The organism is Pseudomonas sp. PA-5-4B, assembly GCF_021606215.1.
Classification (GTDB): domain Bacteria; phylum Pseudomonadota; class Gammaproteobacteria; order Pseudomonadales; family Pseudomonadaceae; genus Aquipseudomonas; species Aquipseudomonas edaphica.
The window spans coordinates 1-14,872 of record NZ_WKDB01000073.1 but is presented as its reverse complement, the minus strand read 5'-3'; the positions used below and the strand labels follow the sequence as shown (position 1 = coordinate 14,872).

13 protein-coding genes are annotated in these 14,872 nt (G+C 61.0%); 8 read left to right on the top strand and 5 right to left on the bottom strand.

The window, feature by feature from the left end; genetic code table 11:
• Positions 1-63 precede the first annotated feature (63 nt).
• Entirely contained in the window at positions 64-690 is a 627-nt protein-coding gene (locus GIW28_RS25795) for an alanyl-tRNA synthetase (protein WP_026013638.1), read from the top strand.
• Here the strand turns inward: GIW28_RS25795 and GIW28_RS25790 are convergent.
• Together GIW28_RS25790 and GIW28_RS25785 are read right to left on the bottom strand one after the other, a co-directional pair.
• On the bottom strand, positions 687-2,261 hold the full coding sequence (locus GIW28_RS25790) for an alkaline phosphatase D family protein (RefSeq protein ID WP_236447086.1): 1,575 nt from the start codon (positions 2,259-2,261) through the stop codon (positions 687-689). The genes GIW28_RS25795 and GIW28_RS25790 overlap by 4 nt on opposite strands.
• The gene (locus tag GIW28_RS25785) at positions 2,258-2,812 is read right to left on the bottom strand and encodes a GNAT family N-acetyltransferase (protein WP_026013639.1); all 555 of its coding nucleotides are present in this window, start codon (positions 2,810-2,812) and stop codon (positions 2,258-2,260) included. Before GIW28_RS25785 ends, GIW28_RS25790 begins: the two co-directional genes overlap by 4 nt.
• Positions 2,813-3,002: 190 nt before the next feature.
• Between GIW28_RS25785 and GIW28_RS25780 the strand changes: the two genes are divergently transcribed.
• The 6 genes from GIW28_RS25780 to GIW28_RS25755 all read left to right on the top strand — a co-directional run bounded on the left by GIW28_RS25780 (position 3,003) and on the right by GIW28_RS25755 (position 10,380).
• Positions 3,003-3,410: an ExbD/TolR family protein gene (locus GIW28_RS25780; protein ID WP_017136403.1), complete on the top strand. Its 408-nt coding sequence runs from the start codon at positions 3,003-3,005 to the stop codon at positions 3,408-3,410.
• 2 nt (positions 3,411-3,412) lie between these two features.
• Complete coding sequence (locus GIW28_RS25775; RefSeq protein ID WP_069788770.1) at positions 3,413-4,147, top strand: energy transducer TonB family protein; 735 nt, start codon at positions 3,413-3,415, stop codon at positions 4,145-4,147.
• A gap of 23 nt (positions 4,148-4,170) precedes the next feature.
• Entirely contained in the window at positions 4,171-6,456 is a 2,286-nt protein-coding gene (locus tag GIW28_RS25770) for a TonB-dependent receptor (RefSeq protein WP_236447087.1), read from the top strand.
• 25 nt (positions 6,457-6,481) lie between these two features.
• The gene (locus tag GIW28_RS25765) at positions 6,482-7,129 is read left to right on the top strand and encodes a MotA/TolQ/ExbB proton channel family protein (RefSeq protein WP_236447088.1); all 648 of its coding nucleotides are present in this window, start codon (positions 6,482-6,484) and stop codon (positions 7,127-7,129) included.
• Positions 7,130-7,185: 56 nt separating this feature from the next.
• Positions 7,186-8,403: a phospholipase D-like domain-containing protein gene (locus GIW28_RS25760; protein WP_017136407.1), complete on the top strand. Its 1,218-nt coding sequence runs from the start codon at positions 7,186-7,188 to the stop codon at positions 8,401-8,403.
• A 237-nt stretch (positions 8,404-8,640) separates the two neighbouring features.
• Positions 8,641-10,380 carry a dipeptidase gene (locus tag GIW28_RS25755; RefSeq protein ID WP_236447089.1) on the top strand — a complete coding sequence of 580 codons (1,740 nt, stop codon included), beginning with the start codon at positions 8,641-8,643 and terminating at the stop codon, positions 10,378-10,380.
• A 72-nt stretch (positions 10,381-10,452) separates the two neighbouring features.
• Here GIW28_RS25755 and GIW28_RS25750 read toward each other — a convergent pair whose 3' ends face one another.
• From GIW28_RS25750 to GIW28_RS25740, 3 genes are all read right to left on the bottom strand, one after another.
• A complete protein-coding gene (locus tag GIW28_RS25750) occupies positions 10,453-11,001 on the bottom strand; it encodes a hypothetical protein (protein ID WP_236447090.1) in 549 nt (182 codons plus the stop codon).
• A 20-nt stretch (positions 11,002-11,021) separates the two neighbouring features.
• Complete coding sequence (locus GIW28_RS25745) at positions 11,022-11,276, bottom strand: hypothetical protein (RefSeq protein WP_017136409.1); 255 nt, start codon at positions 11,274-11,276, stop codon at positions 11,022-11,024.
• 126 nt (positions 11,277-11,402) lie between these two features.
• Positions 11,403-13,064, bottom strand: coding sequence for an NAD(P)H dependent flavin oxidoreductase family protein (locus GIW28_RS25740; RefSeq protein ID WP_236447091.1), 1,662 nt, complete (start codon positions 13,062-13,064; stop codon positions 11,403-11,405).
• 77 nt (positions 13,065-13,141) lie between these two features.
• Between GIW28_RS25740 and pdxR the strand changes: the two genes are divergently transcribed.
• Complete coding sequence (gene pdxR, locus GIW28_RS25735) at positions 13,142-14,623, top strand: MocR-like pyridoxine biosynthesis transcription factor PdxR (RefSeq protein ID WP_236447092.1); 1,482 nt, start codon at positions 13,142-13,144, stop codon at positions 14,621-14,623.
• Positions 14,624-14,872: the final 249 nt, after the last annotated feature.

Genomic DNA, 14,872 nt, shown 5'->3' with positions numbered 1-14,872 from the left:
CGGATTATCACCCATCCACGCACTATTTATACTGCCCGTAGAACCCTGATGCGGATGTAAATGATGACCGAGCGCCTGTTTTTCACCCACGACCACCTGACCGCCGAGCTTGAAGTGCTGAGCTGCACACCCCACGAAGGCCTGTTCGCGGTCACCCTGCAGTCGACGATTTTTCATCCCCAAGGCGGCGGGCAACCCTTTGATACCGGTTGGCTGGGCGACAGCCAGGTGCTGCGCGTGACTCAGGAGGCTGACCGTGTGGTGCATTACGTGGACCAGCCTGTGCAGCCCGGCCCGATCAGCGCACGGGTCGACGCACAACGCCGTGCCCTGTACACGCGCCTGCATTCGGCCGGGCACCTGATCGGCAATGCGGGAGAAAGCTTCGGTTGGATGCCGATCAAAGCCCACCATTGGCCGGGCGAGTGCAAAATCACCTTTATCCGTGGCGAAATGGCCCAGGCCATCGACGCCGAGGCGATCCAGCAACAGGTCAACCAATGGATCGCCGCCGACTACCCGCGCCATATGACCCTGGAAGACGGCGCCCGCGAAGTGGGTTTCGGCGAACTGCCCGCCTACGCCTGCGGCGGCACCCATGTGCAAGCCCTGAACGAGCTCGGCCAAGTGACCATCCTGGCCTTGTCGGAGAAAAAAGGCGCGCTGTCGGTGCGTTACAGCCTGGACTAAACCGCAATCGCCCCCGTCCGCCCCGGCTCCACCACAAACGACTTGAGGGTCGACACCGTGGCGTTGGGATCGCGCGGGTCAGTTATCACCCGAAAGTTCGTCAGCATCTTCTGAGCCGTAAGCTCTACCGACACATACCCACGCTGGCGGCTGTCGAAAAACTTCACATGCGGATTAAGCGGCAGGATCTTGCTGAACGCTTCAAAGGGCGGGCCATCGGAGGTCACCGAGCTGCCGACAAACTCAGTGGCGATCACTGGCGAGTCCGGGTTGTTGGCGTCGGCGTGCAGGTCAGTGGTCCAGAACGAATGGATATCACCGCCCCAGAACACCGGGTTGCTGACCTTGTGACGCCCGATGGACGCCAGCATGCGTGAACGATTGGCCACGTAGCCGTCCCAACCATCGGTCCAATGGCCCACCTTGTGGTTGCTCAGGTCGCGCTGGAGCAAGGGCGCCACCAGCAAGTCCTGGGCGATCACATTCCACTGTGCCTGCGACTGGGCAAAGCCCTGGTCCAGCCAGGCTTCCTGTTGCCAACCCAGCATGGTGCGGCCGAGATCACGCAGGTCGCTGCAAGTGTTGGCGGCGATATGCCCCTGATGGCTGCCGTTGGCCTGGATGCAGGGTTGCTCGGAGCGATACTGGCGCCCATCCAACACATGAAAACGCGCCAGCCGACCGTAATCCAGGCGCCGGTAAATACGCATGTCCGGCCCCTTCGGCACACTGCTGGCGCGCAGCGGCATGTGCTCGTAAAACGCCTGGTACGCCGCCGCCCGCTGCTGAAGAAATTGCGCCACGGGAATCTTCGGGTCCTGGGACCAGCGGTTGGCGTAGTCATTCTGCACTTCGTGGTCATCCCAGGTCGCCACGCTGGGGGCGGCCGCGTGCAGGGCTTGCAGGTCCGGATCGGTTTTGTACAGCGCGTAGCGGTTGCGGTAGTCGCTCAAGCTCACCGCGTTACCGCTGCCGTGGGCCCGAAAGACTTTCCCCGAGTCGGCGGCGTAAGAGCTGTCGTAAATGTAGTCCCCGAGAAAAAACACCAGGTCAGGTTGCTCTGCGGCTAAATGGCGATAGGCGCTGAAGTAACCGCGCTCCCAATGCGAGCAGGAAACAAACCCCAGCCGAGCCGAGGCCATCGCCTGCAAAGGTGGCGTGGTACGTGCCTGGCCCACCGGGCTCTGCGCGCCGAGGCCTTCGAACTGGTACCAATACGGCCGGCCCGCCGCCAGCCCGGCCACTTCAACATGCACCGAATGGGCGAACCGCTCCGTCGCCAAGACTTCGCCCTGCTTCACGATGCGCGTCATCGCCGCATCACTGGCCACCCGCCAACGCACCGGCACCGCGCGCTTCAACCCACCGCTGCCATCGGCTGCATTGAACAACGGCGCCAGGCGCGTCCAGATCACAAAACCATCCGGCAGCGGGTCGCCCGAAGCCACGCCGAGGGTGAACGGGTAATCCACCCCGGCACTGCGCGCAAATGGGCTGAGGATTGAAAACGCGGTAGCGACCGCCAGCCCGCTAAGGACTCGCCGCCTGCCTTGGTCCACTGCGTCATTCACAACGCGCGCTCCCAGTCCTCACGCACGGTGGCAAAGCCCAGCAGGTCTTCGTACACGCCATTTTTGAGAAACGCCTGACGCAGGCAACCCTCGTAGCGCAGGCCGATTTTCTGCATGACCCGCGCCGATTCCTTGTTGCGGCCAAAGCATTGGCTGCCGACACGCTGCAGCCCAAGCTCGGTGAAGCCAAAACCCATCATCGCGCTCGCCGCCTCAGCGGCATACCCCAGGTTACGCGCATGCGCCGCGACCCAGCCGCCCAAATGCCCTGCGTGATGACGAGCGTTAAGGCGCAGGCTGACCATGCCAACCAACTCACCGGTTTCACGCACATGCATGCCCAGGTTCAACAACTCGCCCGCCCGATATTTGTCTGCGGCCCCGGCAATAAAACTCTGTGCAGTTTCCAAGGTATAGGGCGACGGAATGTTGGCCGTGTTGTCAGCGATTTTCGGCCCGTTGGCGAGCATGAAGAGCACCTCGGCCTGGTCCATTTCCAGCGCCCGCAATAGTAGTCGCGGGGTCGACAATTGAGGCAGTGCAGTGGGCATACGCGGCAGCTCTTCAAGTAAATTCCCCCAGAATGTACTGCCTTCGTGTCAATTGCATTACGTCATGAAACCGCAAGGTAAAATCTCTGAGAGACGCGTCCTAGAGCCTTTAAAACGTCAATTAAAGTTAACCATTCGGTCATTTTTGGTTGTTAGCGTGTCGCCCCTAATTCAACGACGGGGTAACAGAATGAGAACCTGGGATGAACCCAAGAAACGCAAGGCACATATCGAGTTGATCCCCATGATCGACGTGATGATGTTCCTCCTGGTGTTTTTCGTACTGGTGAGTTTGAACGTGATCCCCGCACTCGGCATGAAGACCCAACTGCCCAGCGCCAGCAGCTCGCAGCAACTCAAGCCGCAGAATAAATTCATCCTGACCCTGGGCCTCGAAGGCCAGTTGCAACTCGACGGCAAGGCCCTCACGGTCGATGCGTTGGTGCCGGCACTGAAGGCTGCAGAAAAGCCTGATACCAAGTCGACCATCATCGTCAACAGCGACAAAGGCGTAGAGGTTTCGCGCCTGGTGGAAGTCATGGACACCCTGCGCCTGGGTGGCTTTACCTCCGTGTCCATTGCCACGCGTAAGTCTTGATCATGTATGTACTGTTTCGTGCGCGTCAGCTGCTGGGCAGTGTCCCGGCCCTGATCGCCCTGGTGCTGATTGCACTGGGTATCCAGTCCCAACCGTTGAAAATCCAGCCGCAGTACGACGAGTCGGCGGTCGAGCTGGCCCTGGTCGAACCCGAGCCCGAAGTGGTTCCCGAGCCTGTGGTCGAGCAAGAGCCGCCACCGCCGGTGATCGAGGACGAAGAAGCCGAACCGGCCCCGCCGCCACCACCGCCCAAACCCTTGCCAAAACCTGAACCCAAGCCCAAGCCGGTGCCCAAACCCAAGCCCGTGGTGGCCGCCAAACCGACTCCCACGCCAGCGCCAGTCGCACCCGTCGCGGCCAAGCCGGTACAGGCCGCTGTCGCGCCGACACCCGCGCCGCCCGCGCCACCGGCACCGCCCAAAGTGGATGGCCAGGCCCTGGAAGGCGGTTACCTCAAGGGTCTGCGCAACGAGCTGGACACGTACAAGCAATACCCCACCGGGCGCCAGGCGTCCCTCGAGCGCCCCAGTGGCGAGGTGGTGGTGTGGTTGATGGTGGATCGACAAGGCCGCGTCCTTGATGCCGGGATCCAGACCCCGGCGCCGAGCATGCTGCTCAATCGGGCCGCTACCAATAGCCTGCGCCGCATCAAGCAGGTCAAGCCGTTCCCCGAACAAGCCTTCGGTGGACGTAACGAGCAACGCTTCACCGCCACCTTCAACTACAGCGTGCAATAAGCACCGACACCAGGACGACAGTGATGAGGTTCACACGTATTCATCTGGCACTTGTTGCCGCGACGAGCATGACCCATGGAGTGGTCATGGCTGATACCAGTGACAGTGACGTCGGCACGATCGGAGTTCAGGGAGGCAAGGCAACCGCGGGGGGCGGTTACATGGTCCAGGAAGAGAGCGCCAAGGGCCGCTCGACCATCACCAAGGAAGCGTTGGACAAACAAACCGCCACCGGCAACGCCATCGACAAGCTCAAGTACACGCCGGGCCTGAACATCTCCAGTGAGGACAACACCGGTCTGTCGGGCTTTCGCTTCACCATGCGCGGCATGAACTCCGACCAGGTCGGTATGTCGGTGGATGGCATGCCGATCAACGACTCCGGCAACTACGCGCTGTACTCCAACCTGCTCGGCGATCCGGAAAACATCGACCAGATCTTCGTCACCCAGGGCTCGTCGGAAGCCGACGGCCCGCACATCGGCTCCAGTGGCGGCAACATCGGCATCGTGACGATTCGCCCGACCAAGGAAACCGGTGCGTTCGTTAAACAAGTGGTGGGCAGCAACGCCACCCGCAAGACCTTTGCGCGCCTCAACACCGGCGAAGTCAACGGCCTCTCCAACTGGCTGTCGGCGTCCCACACCGAAGGCCAGATGTGGCGCGGCTCGGGCGCGGTGCGTGCGGACAAGGTGGAGTGGAACAGCTTTTTCGACGCCGGCAACGGCAACACCGCCAACCTGATCCTCAAGTACCACGAGCAGGACAACAACAGTTACAGCCAATTGACCAAGGCGCAGTTCCAGCAGTTCGGCCGCCAGTATGACCCGTACCCGGCCAAGCCGGCGCTGGGCTCCAACGGCAAGATCAGCAGCTATTACGACCTGGCACAGAACCCGTTCCAGACCTTCACCGCCGTGCTCAACACCCAGTACAAGCTGAGCGACAACCTGTCGCTCTCGGTGATCCCGTATTACTACTACGGCAACGGCAGCGGCGTGGGCTCCTCCGCCTATGCGCTCAACAGCGGTTCCAACAAAGGCGGCGTATTCGACCTCGGCAACCTGCCGACGCAGGCCCAATACAACGCTGACGGCTCCGCGACGACGGGCGTCTACTACCGCCCTTCGCGCACCCAGACCTGGCGCCCGGGCATCACCACCAAGCTGAACTGGGACCTGGGCGACCACAGCCTGCAATTCGGCTACTGGTACGAGCGCGCCCGCCAAAGCCAGACCCAGCCGTTCATTGCCCTCAAGAACAGCGGCAAGCCCAGCGACACTTGGCCAGACGCCAGCTCCGTGGTCGACGCCAATGGCAACACCGTACAAGGCCGCGACCGCTACACCGTAACGCCAGCGCAAAAAGTCTGGGCTCAGGACACCTGGTACATCAACTCGGACTGGACCCTGATCGCGGGCCTTGCCTACATGAATGTCGAGCGTGAGGGCACCAACCACGGCAGCCTCACCGAACAACCGGGCAAGGCCAACCAGACCTACAACAAGTTGCTGCCCAACGCTGGCCTGAAATACCAGCTCGACGAGCGTGACCAGTTGTTCTACAGCCTTTCGCGCAACATGCGTATCCCGCAGAACTACGTGCTGTACGACAAAGGCGTGGGCTCCCTGGACTCCAAGCCGGAACTGAGCTGGAACCAGGAACTGGGCTGGCGCTACACCGGCGAAGACATGACCCTCGCCGCCACCCTGTTCTACATGCAGTTCAAGAACCGCCAACTCACGTCCCTGGACAGCAACGGCGATTCGGCCGACATCAACGCCGGCACCGTGATCAACAAAGGCCTGGAACTGGAGTGGAGCGGCAAGCTGCCGCACAACTTCAACTACTACACCTCCTACACCTACACCAGCTCCAAGCAGCAGGACGACCTGACCGTCTTCAGCGCCGGCAAACCGATCGTATTGCCCACCAGCGGCAAGCAGTTCGCCAACGTGCCGGCCAACATGCTGGCGGCCAACATCGGCTATGACGACGGGCGTTTCTACGGCACCTTCGGCGGCAAATTCACCAGCAAGCTCTACGGTGACCTGACCAACGACGAAGCCATTTCGGCGCGCACCGTTTTCAACCTCGGCGCCGGTATCTACCTGCCCGTGGACAAGAAAGTGGTCAAGGACGCCACTCTGCGCCTGAACGTCGACAACCTGTTTGACAAGAAGTACCTGGACGGCGTGTACACCACCAAGACCAACGCGGCGAGCTACAGCGGTTTCCGCGATGGTGACCCGGCTTACATCGTCGGCCTGGACCGTACCGTCACGGTTTCCCTGGAAGCGAATTTCTGATTAATCACCTGAGAGGAACACACTCATGGACATGGACCTGCTGCACCAAATCACCATCTATGTGATGTACGCCGCGATGGCGATTGCGATCTTCATCACCATCGAACGGGGCATCTATTTCGCCTACGTGCGCCGCCAGGCCCGCGCCCTGACCGACGTGCTCGGCGCCAACGTACACAGCGAGCGCGACCTGCCGCAAAGCCTCACCCGCCGCGACAGCCTGCCCTTGAACATGGTGCTGCCGATCCTCGCGCAGAAGGCCTCCAACGGCTCGCGCAAGGACCTGGACGACGAAATCGAAACCCAGTACCTCAAGACCCGTGCGCCGCTGTCGCGCAGCCTGTGGATCATCGAGACCATCACCACCGCCGCGCCATTGCTGGGCCTGCTGGGCACCATCCTCGGCATCATCGACACCTTCAAGGCGCTGGCCAGCGCCGGCGTGTCCGACCCGGGCCAGATCTCCGGTGGCATCGGTACGGCTTTGTTCGCCACCGGCTTGGGTATCGCCATCGCGCTGTTCTGCGTGGTGTTCCACAACTTCTTCCAGGACAGCCTGGAGCGCATCAACGACCAGCTGAAAATCCTGCTGATCCGCGCGGCCACCGGCGCCCGTGTACAGGGTGAAGTACCGCATCTGGTGCCAACGCCGTTGCACACCCGCACTGCATGACCTTCAGGGCGGGCGCATGATGCGCCCGCCTTTCTTTTTGCCCCGATGAGACGCCTATGTCCCTCTCGATAAAGTTGCGTATCGCAGGCCTGACCGGCCTTCTGTTGAGTCCGCTTGCCCAGGCGGACTTTTCAATTCCAGGGTTTGAACTGGTACACACCGTGCCGGTGGACACTGCGCTGGGGACTGCCGACTTGCGCCAGCCGGGGCCGGTGTGGATCGAGCTGTTTGACGGCGCAAAAAGCAGCATTGATATCGGCCAGTTCTACGCGGCCGACCATCCCGGTTCGGTGATGGACAAGGTGATCGAGCATCTGGAAGCTGCCGGCAAACGGGGTGTGAAGATTCGCTTTCTGCTGGAGGAAAAAGGTATTCGGCTGTCGGAGGCGTCTACGCTGGAACGCCTGCGCGCAATTCCTAACCTGAGCTTTCGCGTGTTGGCCTATGGGCAGTTGAGCGGTGGGATCATCCACGCCAAGTACATGGTGGTGGACGGCAAGCAGGCGTTTGTCGGCAGCCAGAATTTCGATTGGCGCTCGCTGGAGCATATCCATGAAACCGGCTTGCGCATCAGCGATGCCAGCGTGGTCAGCCAGGTGCAGGCGATCTTCAACCAGGACTGGCAAGCCCAGGCCGCCTTGGCGGATAAGCAACCGGTGCCACTGCCCGCTGCGGCCCAGGAGCCTGCGCGCACCGGCAACTACCTGGTGGCCAGCCCGCAACGCTACAACCCGCCCGGCGTGGGCGACTCACAACTGGAACTGCCGCGCCTGCTAAGCGAAGCCAAGAAAGAAGTGCGCGTGCAATTGCTCGACTATGCACCGCTGTCCTACGGGCCGGATAAAACCCGCCCCTACTACGCAGTGATCGACAACGCCGTGCGCGCCGCCGCTGCGCGTGGGGTGTCGGTCAAGCTGATGGTGTCCAACTGGAACACCGACAAGCTGGAACTGCCCTACCTCAAAAGCCTGGCCGTGCTGCCCAACGTCGAGGTCAAGATCGTCACCCTGCCCGAAGCCAAACAAGGGTTTATTCCGTATGCGCGGGTGATCCACAGCAAGACCATGGAGATCGACGGGCAAGTGGCCTGGGTTGGCACCAGCAACTGGTTGGGCGGGTATCTGGATAACTCGCGCAACCTGGAAGTGGTGATGCACGACGCGGCGATGGCCAAGCGCATCGGGCAGTTGCACGAGCAGTTGTGGGAGGGGCCGTATGCCAAGGCGTTGGACGTGATTGCACCGTATCCGGAGCCGCATCCGGGTAAGCCTTGAGCACTCATTTCAAACTTCACCCTATTCCCCTGTGGGAACCGGCTTGTGTGGGAGCTGGCTTGCCTGCGATGGCGGACTGTCAGTCGACAACTTCATTGCTGATCCACCGCTATCGCAGGCAAGCCAGCTCCCACAAGGCTCCCTATCCCGGCCTTGGTGATGGTAGTGTGTGGAAATGTTTCTGACAGATCGATCAGAAACCTCTTACTCACCGCCTGCAAAGGAATGCCTCTAACCATGCACTTTCCACTCAAGAAACTGGTGGCTGCAACCCTGTTCGCCGCCAGCTTTGCGGCCGTCGCCACGCCTGCGTCCGCCAATATCAGCGTCGAACAAAGCACAGCCATCATCAAGCACTTTGGTGAAACCCCAACCACCGATTTCCGTGGTTTCCTCGGCACCCTGGCCAAGGGCGACCTGGCAAAAACCGACGACGTCGGCCCGGCCATCGAAGCCTTCCTCGCCAACAAACCCCTGAGCGCCGACCAGCAGAACGAAATCAATCGCCTGCTGGGGATTTATACCCGCGTGAAGTACGGCAAGGCCGCGCTGGAAACCCTGCGCGAGCTGGTCGAGATCCCAACCTTCAACATCGACGGCCTGCCGCAGTACAAGAACCCGGAATTCCTCAAGATCGCCGACAAGATCCAGGGCCTGGCCAAAGCCTTCAACCTGAACTTCCGTAACGTCGACAACCGCGTCTATGAAATCTCCCTGGAAGGCAGCGGCGATGAAGTGGTCGGCATTCACGCCCACGCCGACGTGGTGCCAGTGACCCCGGAAAACTGGGTGCTCAAGGACGGCACCAGGCTTGACCCGTTCAAAGTCACCCTGATCGGCGACCGCATGTACGGCCGTGGCACCGAGGATGACAAGAACGGCATCGTGGTGACGATGTATGCGATGAAGGTCATCAAGGAAGAAAAGCTGCCACTGGCGCGCAACTTCAAGCTGCTGGTGGACACCACCGAGGAAACGTCCGGAGACGCCATTCCTTACTACTTCGAGCATAACCCGACGCCGCAATACAACCTGGCGCTGGATGGCGGCTACCCGGTGGTGATTGCCGAAAAAGGCTACGGCACCGTCATGGCAAGCTTCCCGGTGCGCAAAGGTGACGGCAAAGGCGCAGAAATCATCGCCATGACCGGCGGCGCGGCCACCAATCAGATTCCTTCGGTGTCGGTGGCCACTCTGCTCAGCGACAAGCCTGCGGAGCTGGCGGCCAACCTGCAAAAAGCCGGCGACGAATACGCCAAAAATAACGGCGCTGACTTCACCGTGGCGGCCAAGGTGGTGGGCAAAGAGGTCAAGCTGACGGTCACTGGTGTGTCCGCGCACTCGTCCGAGCCGGAAACCGGCGTGAACCCGGTCGCACGCATGCTGGAGCTGATCCACAGCGTCGACGGCAAGATCGCCCTTAAGCACAACCACATCACCGACGCCGCAAAATATGCCGCCGACAACTGGGGCCTGGATTACCTGGGCGGCAAGTTGGGCGTGGGCTTCTCCGATGCATTCATGGGGCCGCTGACCACTTCGCTGACCTTTGTTGGCCAAGACGCCAAAGCCTTCAAACTGGCGGTGAACTTGCGCATTCCCAAGGGCAAGTCGCCGGAAAAACTCAAGGCCGAGATCGAAGAGAAAATCAGCGCCTGGGACAAACACACCAAAGTGGCCATGGACGTCACTTACTCGGTGGCAGAACCGATGTATCGCAACCCTGAAGGTGAGTGGGTCAAAGCGCTGTTGGCCGTGGCCAGCGAAAACCTCGGCATGGAGCACAAGTTCGGCACCTCAGCCGGCGCGACCTCCGTGCATGAGCTGCCCAATGGCGTGCAATTCGGCCTGGCGAAGCCGGACGTGAAGTACACCGGGCACACCGACGGTGAGTTCAAGACCGTCGAGCAGTTCCTGTTGGACCTGCAGATCGTCACGGAAATGATCGGCCGTGTGGGGCAACTGCCGAAGCTCTGATAAGCGCAGGTAAAAACCACAACGCCGATCAACATTGATCGGCGTTGTGATTAAACAGGTCTGGCTTGCGGCCTAAAACATATCCATCGCATTGCACAGCTTGGCCTTCTCTACCGGCACGTTCTCCGGTTTTCCCGTCGGGTTCAGGCGCTGCAATGCAATCAGGCACTGGCCACCGTCCAGCAGGATCAGTTCGTAATCTTGCCCGGCCTTGGGGGTGAAGTGAAAGCTCTGCCTGCAGCTGTAGGAATTGCCGCCAGAAACATAGCCCTCACTCTGGAAGTTCATGGCAAAAGGCTTGTTCGCCGGCACCTTCAGTTCGCTACGCGCCGAGCCTTGCGCCTCCACCCGGCGGTTGCTCTCGGGCATGCCCAGGCTGCGGCCATTATTCTGACCCGCAAAGCCGGATTCGGACACGGCCATCACCCCGGCGCCAGGCACACGCCAGTCGATGCAATCACGGCCCGGCACGCCGCGCGCCATGCCATTGGTGATTACACGCAAACGTGCGGTATCCCCGGATGTGGGTTCAACATAGGCCGTGTTGTAAGCACGGATATTGGAAATATTGCCGCAGCCACTCACGGCCACGGCCAGGCCTGCTATCAGAAACGCTCTCATGGAAATCCTTTTTTTGAGGCTTAACGGCAGTGATAAGGGCTTTCGCTGCGCAGTTCCTCGCCGGTCCGGGCATCGCGAATGATGACCGTCGCCCCCGGCGCATTGAGGCAGAACGCATTGCGTATGGGGTAAATGTTATGGCCCTCGGCGGTGAAGGTGCCGAGCCTGGTTAACGGGGCGCCGGAGGCGTCCTGAGCCGTCACGGTGTATTCACCCGACATGGTCAGGCAGCCGCTCAGTGACAGCAGCAAGGTGGCGCAGATTGCATATTTCACAGGTGATGTCCCTATCGCACAGAAATAATTGCCGTGATTGGCAATGGCTGTATGAGCCGACTGCGCCCATATAGTTCAGGGAAACTCGGGAAACCTCCTACCTAACACCTAGAGTGCCTCAGCCCTTCAAGCTTCAAGCATCAGGATATCCTCAAAGAACCCACCAACCGGCTCGGTGGGGTGGCAGAGCTGGATCTCCAGCACCCACACCATTTCACTCGGTGTGATCTCAAGCTCGGCCAATTCCGTGGTGCCGAACAGTGCGTGGGGAAAATCCGCAATACGGTGGCCGGCCAGGTTGCGCGACAGCCGCCAGCCCTTGGAAACGGCCCGTTCCTCGGCAAAGTCATAGAGTTCACAGCCGGTCATGCCACGCTTCCAGGCCTCGCGGGTTTCATCGAACACTTCATGCACGGCCTTGAAACAATCGCGGTGCAGCGCTGACTCGCCGAAGACGAAGGTGTCGCCATAGTCGCCCTCGTAGCCGTCCCACACCGGGCCGAGGTCGACCACCACGATATCGCTGGCACGCAGCGGGCGCAGTGGGTCAATGCCTTCTCTCGGTGGGCGAACCGTGTCGTCGCCAAAACGGATGTACGTCGGGTGCCAGGTGTGGGAGGCGCCCATGGCCTGCAACTGCTCGGCGGCCATGTCGAGGGCTTCCCCGGTGGTCATGCCGACCTTGAGCTGGCTGGCAATCGCTGCCAGGGCGCGGATGGTTTTTTCACGGGCGGCGAGCATGCCGTCCAGCGAATACCTCGGGCCGACCTTTTCCCAGGTGTCATCCAGGGTCTTGAGCAGCGCGTCGGCGCTCGACTGGCCGCTGGGCACAAAGGCTTCGGCGATAAACCGATGGCTCGGCAAACCTGCTTCCAGGCACTCGGCACGCGTCTGGCTGATCATGCCGCCATTACCGCAGGCATACACCTGAGCGGCTTCCCAACGGTGCCCGTGGCCTAGCGCGACTTCCTGCACCTTGCCCTGCGAGGCCAATACTGGGTGCCAGTGGAAACGCGGGTGGTCGATGACCGCCTGGTCCAGGAATGCGCGGTCGTAAAAATCTGCTGCTTGCGCGCCGCCCCAGTAAAACGTCACCTCCACATCACGCTTCAAGGCGGTCAGCAAGATCGGCTTGATACCCGCATAGCCGGTGCCGGTGGCAAACAGGACGACCGGCGCAGCGTCATCGTCCTGCCAGGTGCAGGCACCAAAAGGCCCTTCCAGCGGCAACAGGTCGCCGGCCTCAAGGCTGCCCAGCAGGGTCTCGGAAAACAACCCGCCGCTCACCTGGCGAATCTGAAACACCAGCCGCCCATCGCCGTCGGCCGGCAAGTTGGCGATCGAGAAGCACCGCGAATCGCCATCGACCAGGCGGACCTTGAGGTACTGGCCTGCCCGCACGGCCAATGGCATATCCGGCATCACCACCAACTCGATGATGTCGGGGCTTAGTGCGCGCTTGCTCAGCACTGTCGACTCGACGACCAGCGCGGGCGTGTCCAGCGACCAGCCGGGAATTTCCAGGCGCATGTCGGCGCAGGCATGGCTTTGGCACAGCAGCATCTCATTGGCCGCCAGCGGGTAGCTCGGCGCGGGTGCGCCGGGGGCCAGTTGCTTGGCGCGGTATTCACCTTGGGTGACCACCACCTTGCACGACCCACAGGCACCGCGTCGGCACGAGAACGGTACTGACAAACCGCTGGCGAGCATCGCGTCCAGCAACAGCTCGTCACCGGCTTCAAAGGTTTTACCCGAGGGAGAGAGTTCGATTACATGGCGTGTGTTCATAAAGACCTCGGAGTAAGTGAGGCCTGATTGTTGCGCTAGACTAGGCCCATTAAAACCTCCAGTTTTGGATACTTCAGATGGTCCAGATGCGTAAATGGCGCCCCTTGCTCAAACTTGATGACGGTTCAAGCCAAGCCTCCTATCGCAAGATTGCCGAAGGCCTCGTCGCGGCCATCCTCGAAGGGCGGCTGCCGCCCGGCACGCTGCTGCCGGGCACTCGGGAGATGGCGCACCTGCTCGACGTCAACCGCAAGACCGTGATCCTGGCCTACGAAGAGGCCATGACCAAAGGCTGGCTGATCAGCGAGCCGCGCCGTGGCACCTTCGTCAATGCGCAACTGGCGCCCAAGCCCGCTCCCAGTCGCTCGCAACCGTCTTTCGCCCCAGCGCTGGTGCCACAGGCGGTCGTGCCCTACTTCGCCCAGAACGCCCAGGTGATTGCCCTGGAGCACCGGCATGACGCGTTGTTTTTCGATAACGGCGCGTGCGATCACCGCTTGCTGCCACAAGCCGTGCTGCATCGTTACTACCGCAACGCCTTGCGCAGCAGCTTTACCACCAACACAGTGCGCTACGGCAGCGAGGGCACCGGCTATTACCTGCGCTGCGCGCTGGCCGACATGCTGCGCAACAATCGCGGGCTGATGATCAGCGCCGAGAATATCTGCCTGACGCCAGGCACCCAGGTGTCGCTGTACCTCACGGCCAGCCTGCTGATCCAGCCCGGTGACGTGGTGTTGGTGGAGCGCCTGAGTTACCCGCCGGCGTGGGAGATTTTCCGCAAACTCGGTGCGCGTTTGATCACGGTCGACATGGACGATGAGGGCTGCCGCACCGACCATATCGAGCAGCTCTGCCAAACGCATAAAGTGCGCATGATCTATCTCACCCCGCACCATCAATTCCCCACCACCGTAAGCCTGCATGCGGCACGTCGGCAACAGCTGCTGGCCTTGGCGGCGCTGCATGATTTTTGCGTGATCGAAGAAGACTACGACCACGAGTATCACTTTAACGGGCGGCCCTATTTGCCGCTGGCCAGTGACAGCTCGCAACGCCATGTGATCTACATCGGCTCGCTTTCAAAGGCATTGGGATCGACGTTCCGGTGCAGCTATGTGGTGGCGCCTGCCCATGTGACTGAAGTGCTGCAAAAAAGCGCCGCATTGGTGGTGGGCGACACCGATGCCGTCGCGCAGAAAATGTTGGCGGACCTGATCAATGAGGGTGAATTGAAGAAGCACTTGCGCCGTGTTTCGAAAGAATACGCCGCGCGGCGGGAAGTGTTGCAGAGCTGTCTGCACGAGGCGTTCGGCGAGCGTATGCAGGTGCGTACGCCCGAGGGCGGGCTGGCGCTGTGGGTGCGTTTCCAGGATGAGACGAATGTTGACCGGTTAGTGGAGGATGCCCTGGGCCAGGGAGTTGTGGTGCGCAGTGCGCGTCAGTTTTCGCCTGAGGGCTTGGCGGAGAACGCGTTGCGCCTGGGCTTTGCTTCGCTCAATCGGGATGAGATCCGCCAGGGTACGTTGCGCTTGGCGCGGGCCATGAAGATGTGTTGAACACAGGCCGAACGCTATGTGTGGGGGTGGGTTGTTGAATACATATCCGTTGCTGCGGTAACGGCGGCTTATGCTTCCGCTCTTACGGCGGGTCACTTTTGCAAGGACCGGAATGCCGGCCCAGTCAAAAGTAACCAAAAGGTCCTCGCCCCAACACTCGGTGCCTCGCTATGGCTCGGCATGCCCGCAATCCGCCAGTGATTTGGGGGGCGATTTCAGATCAAGATCAAAAGCGCAGATCAAAAGACC

Coding starts and splice junctions, on each gene's coding strand:
- GIW28_RS25765 (WP_236447088.1), top strand. CDS start 6,482: ATGGACATGGACCTGCTGCACCAAATCACCATCTATGTGATGTACGCC.
- GIW28_RS25795 (WP_026013638.1), top strand. CDS start 64: ATGACCGAGCGCCTGTTTTTCACCCACGACCACCTGACCGCCGAGCTT.
- GIW28_RS25780 (WP_017136403.1), top strand. CDS start 3,003: ATGAGAACCTGGGATGAACCCAAGAAACGCAAGGCACATATCGAGTTG.
- pdxR (WP_236447092.1), top strand. CDS start 13,142: ATGGTCCAGATGCGTAAATGGCGCCCCTTGCTCAAACTTGATGACGGT.
- GIW28_RS25740 (WP_236447091.1), bottom strand. CDS start 13,064: ATGAACACACGCCATGTAATCGAACTCTCTCCCTCGGGTAAAACCTTT.
- GIW28_RS25750 (WP_236447090.1), bottom strand. CDS start 11,001: ATGAGAGCGTTTCTGATAGCAGGCCTGGCCGTGGCCGTGAGTGGCTGC.
- GIW28_RS25760 (WP_017136407.1), top strand. CDS start 7,186: ATGTCCCTCTCGATAAAGTTGCGTATCGCAGGCCTGACCGGCCTTCTG.
- GIW28_RS25785 (WP_026013639.1), bottom strand. CDS start 2,812: ATGCCCACTGCACTGCCTCAATTGTCGACCCCGCGACTACTATTGCGG.
- GIW28_RS25755 (WP_236447089.1), top strand. CDS start 8,641: ATGCACTTTCCACTCAAGAAACTGGTGGCTGCAACCCTGTTCGCCGCC.
- GIW28_RS25775 (WP_069788770.1), top strand. CDS start 3,413: ATGTATGTACTGTTTCGTGCGCGTCAGCTGCTGGGCAGTGTCCCGGCC.
- GIW28_RS25770 (WP_236447087.1), top strand. CDS start 4,171: ATGAGGTTCACACGTATTCATCTGGCACTTGTTGCCGCGACGAGCATG.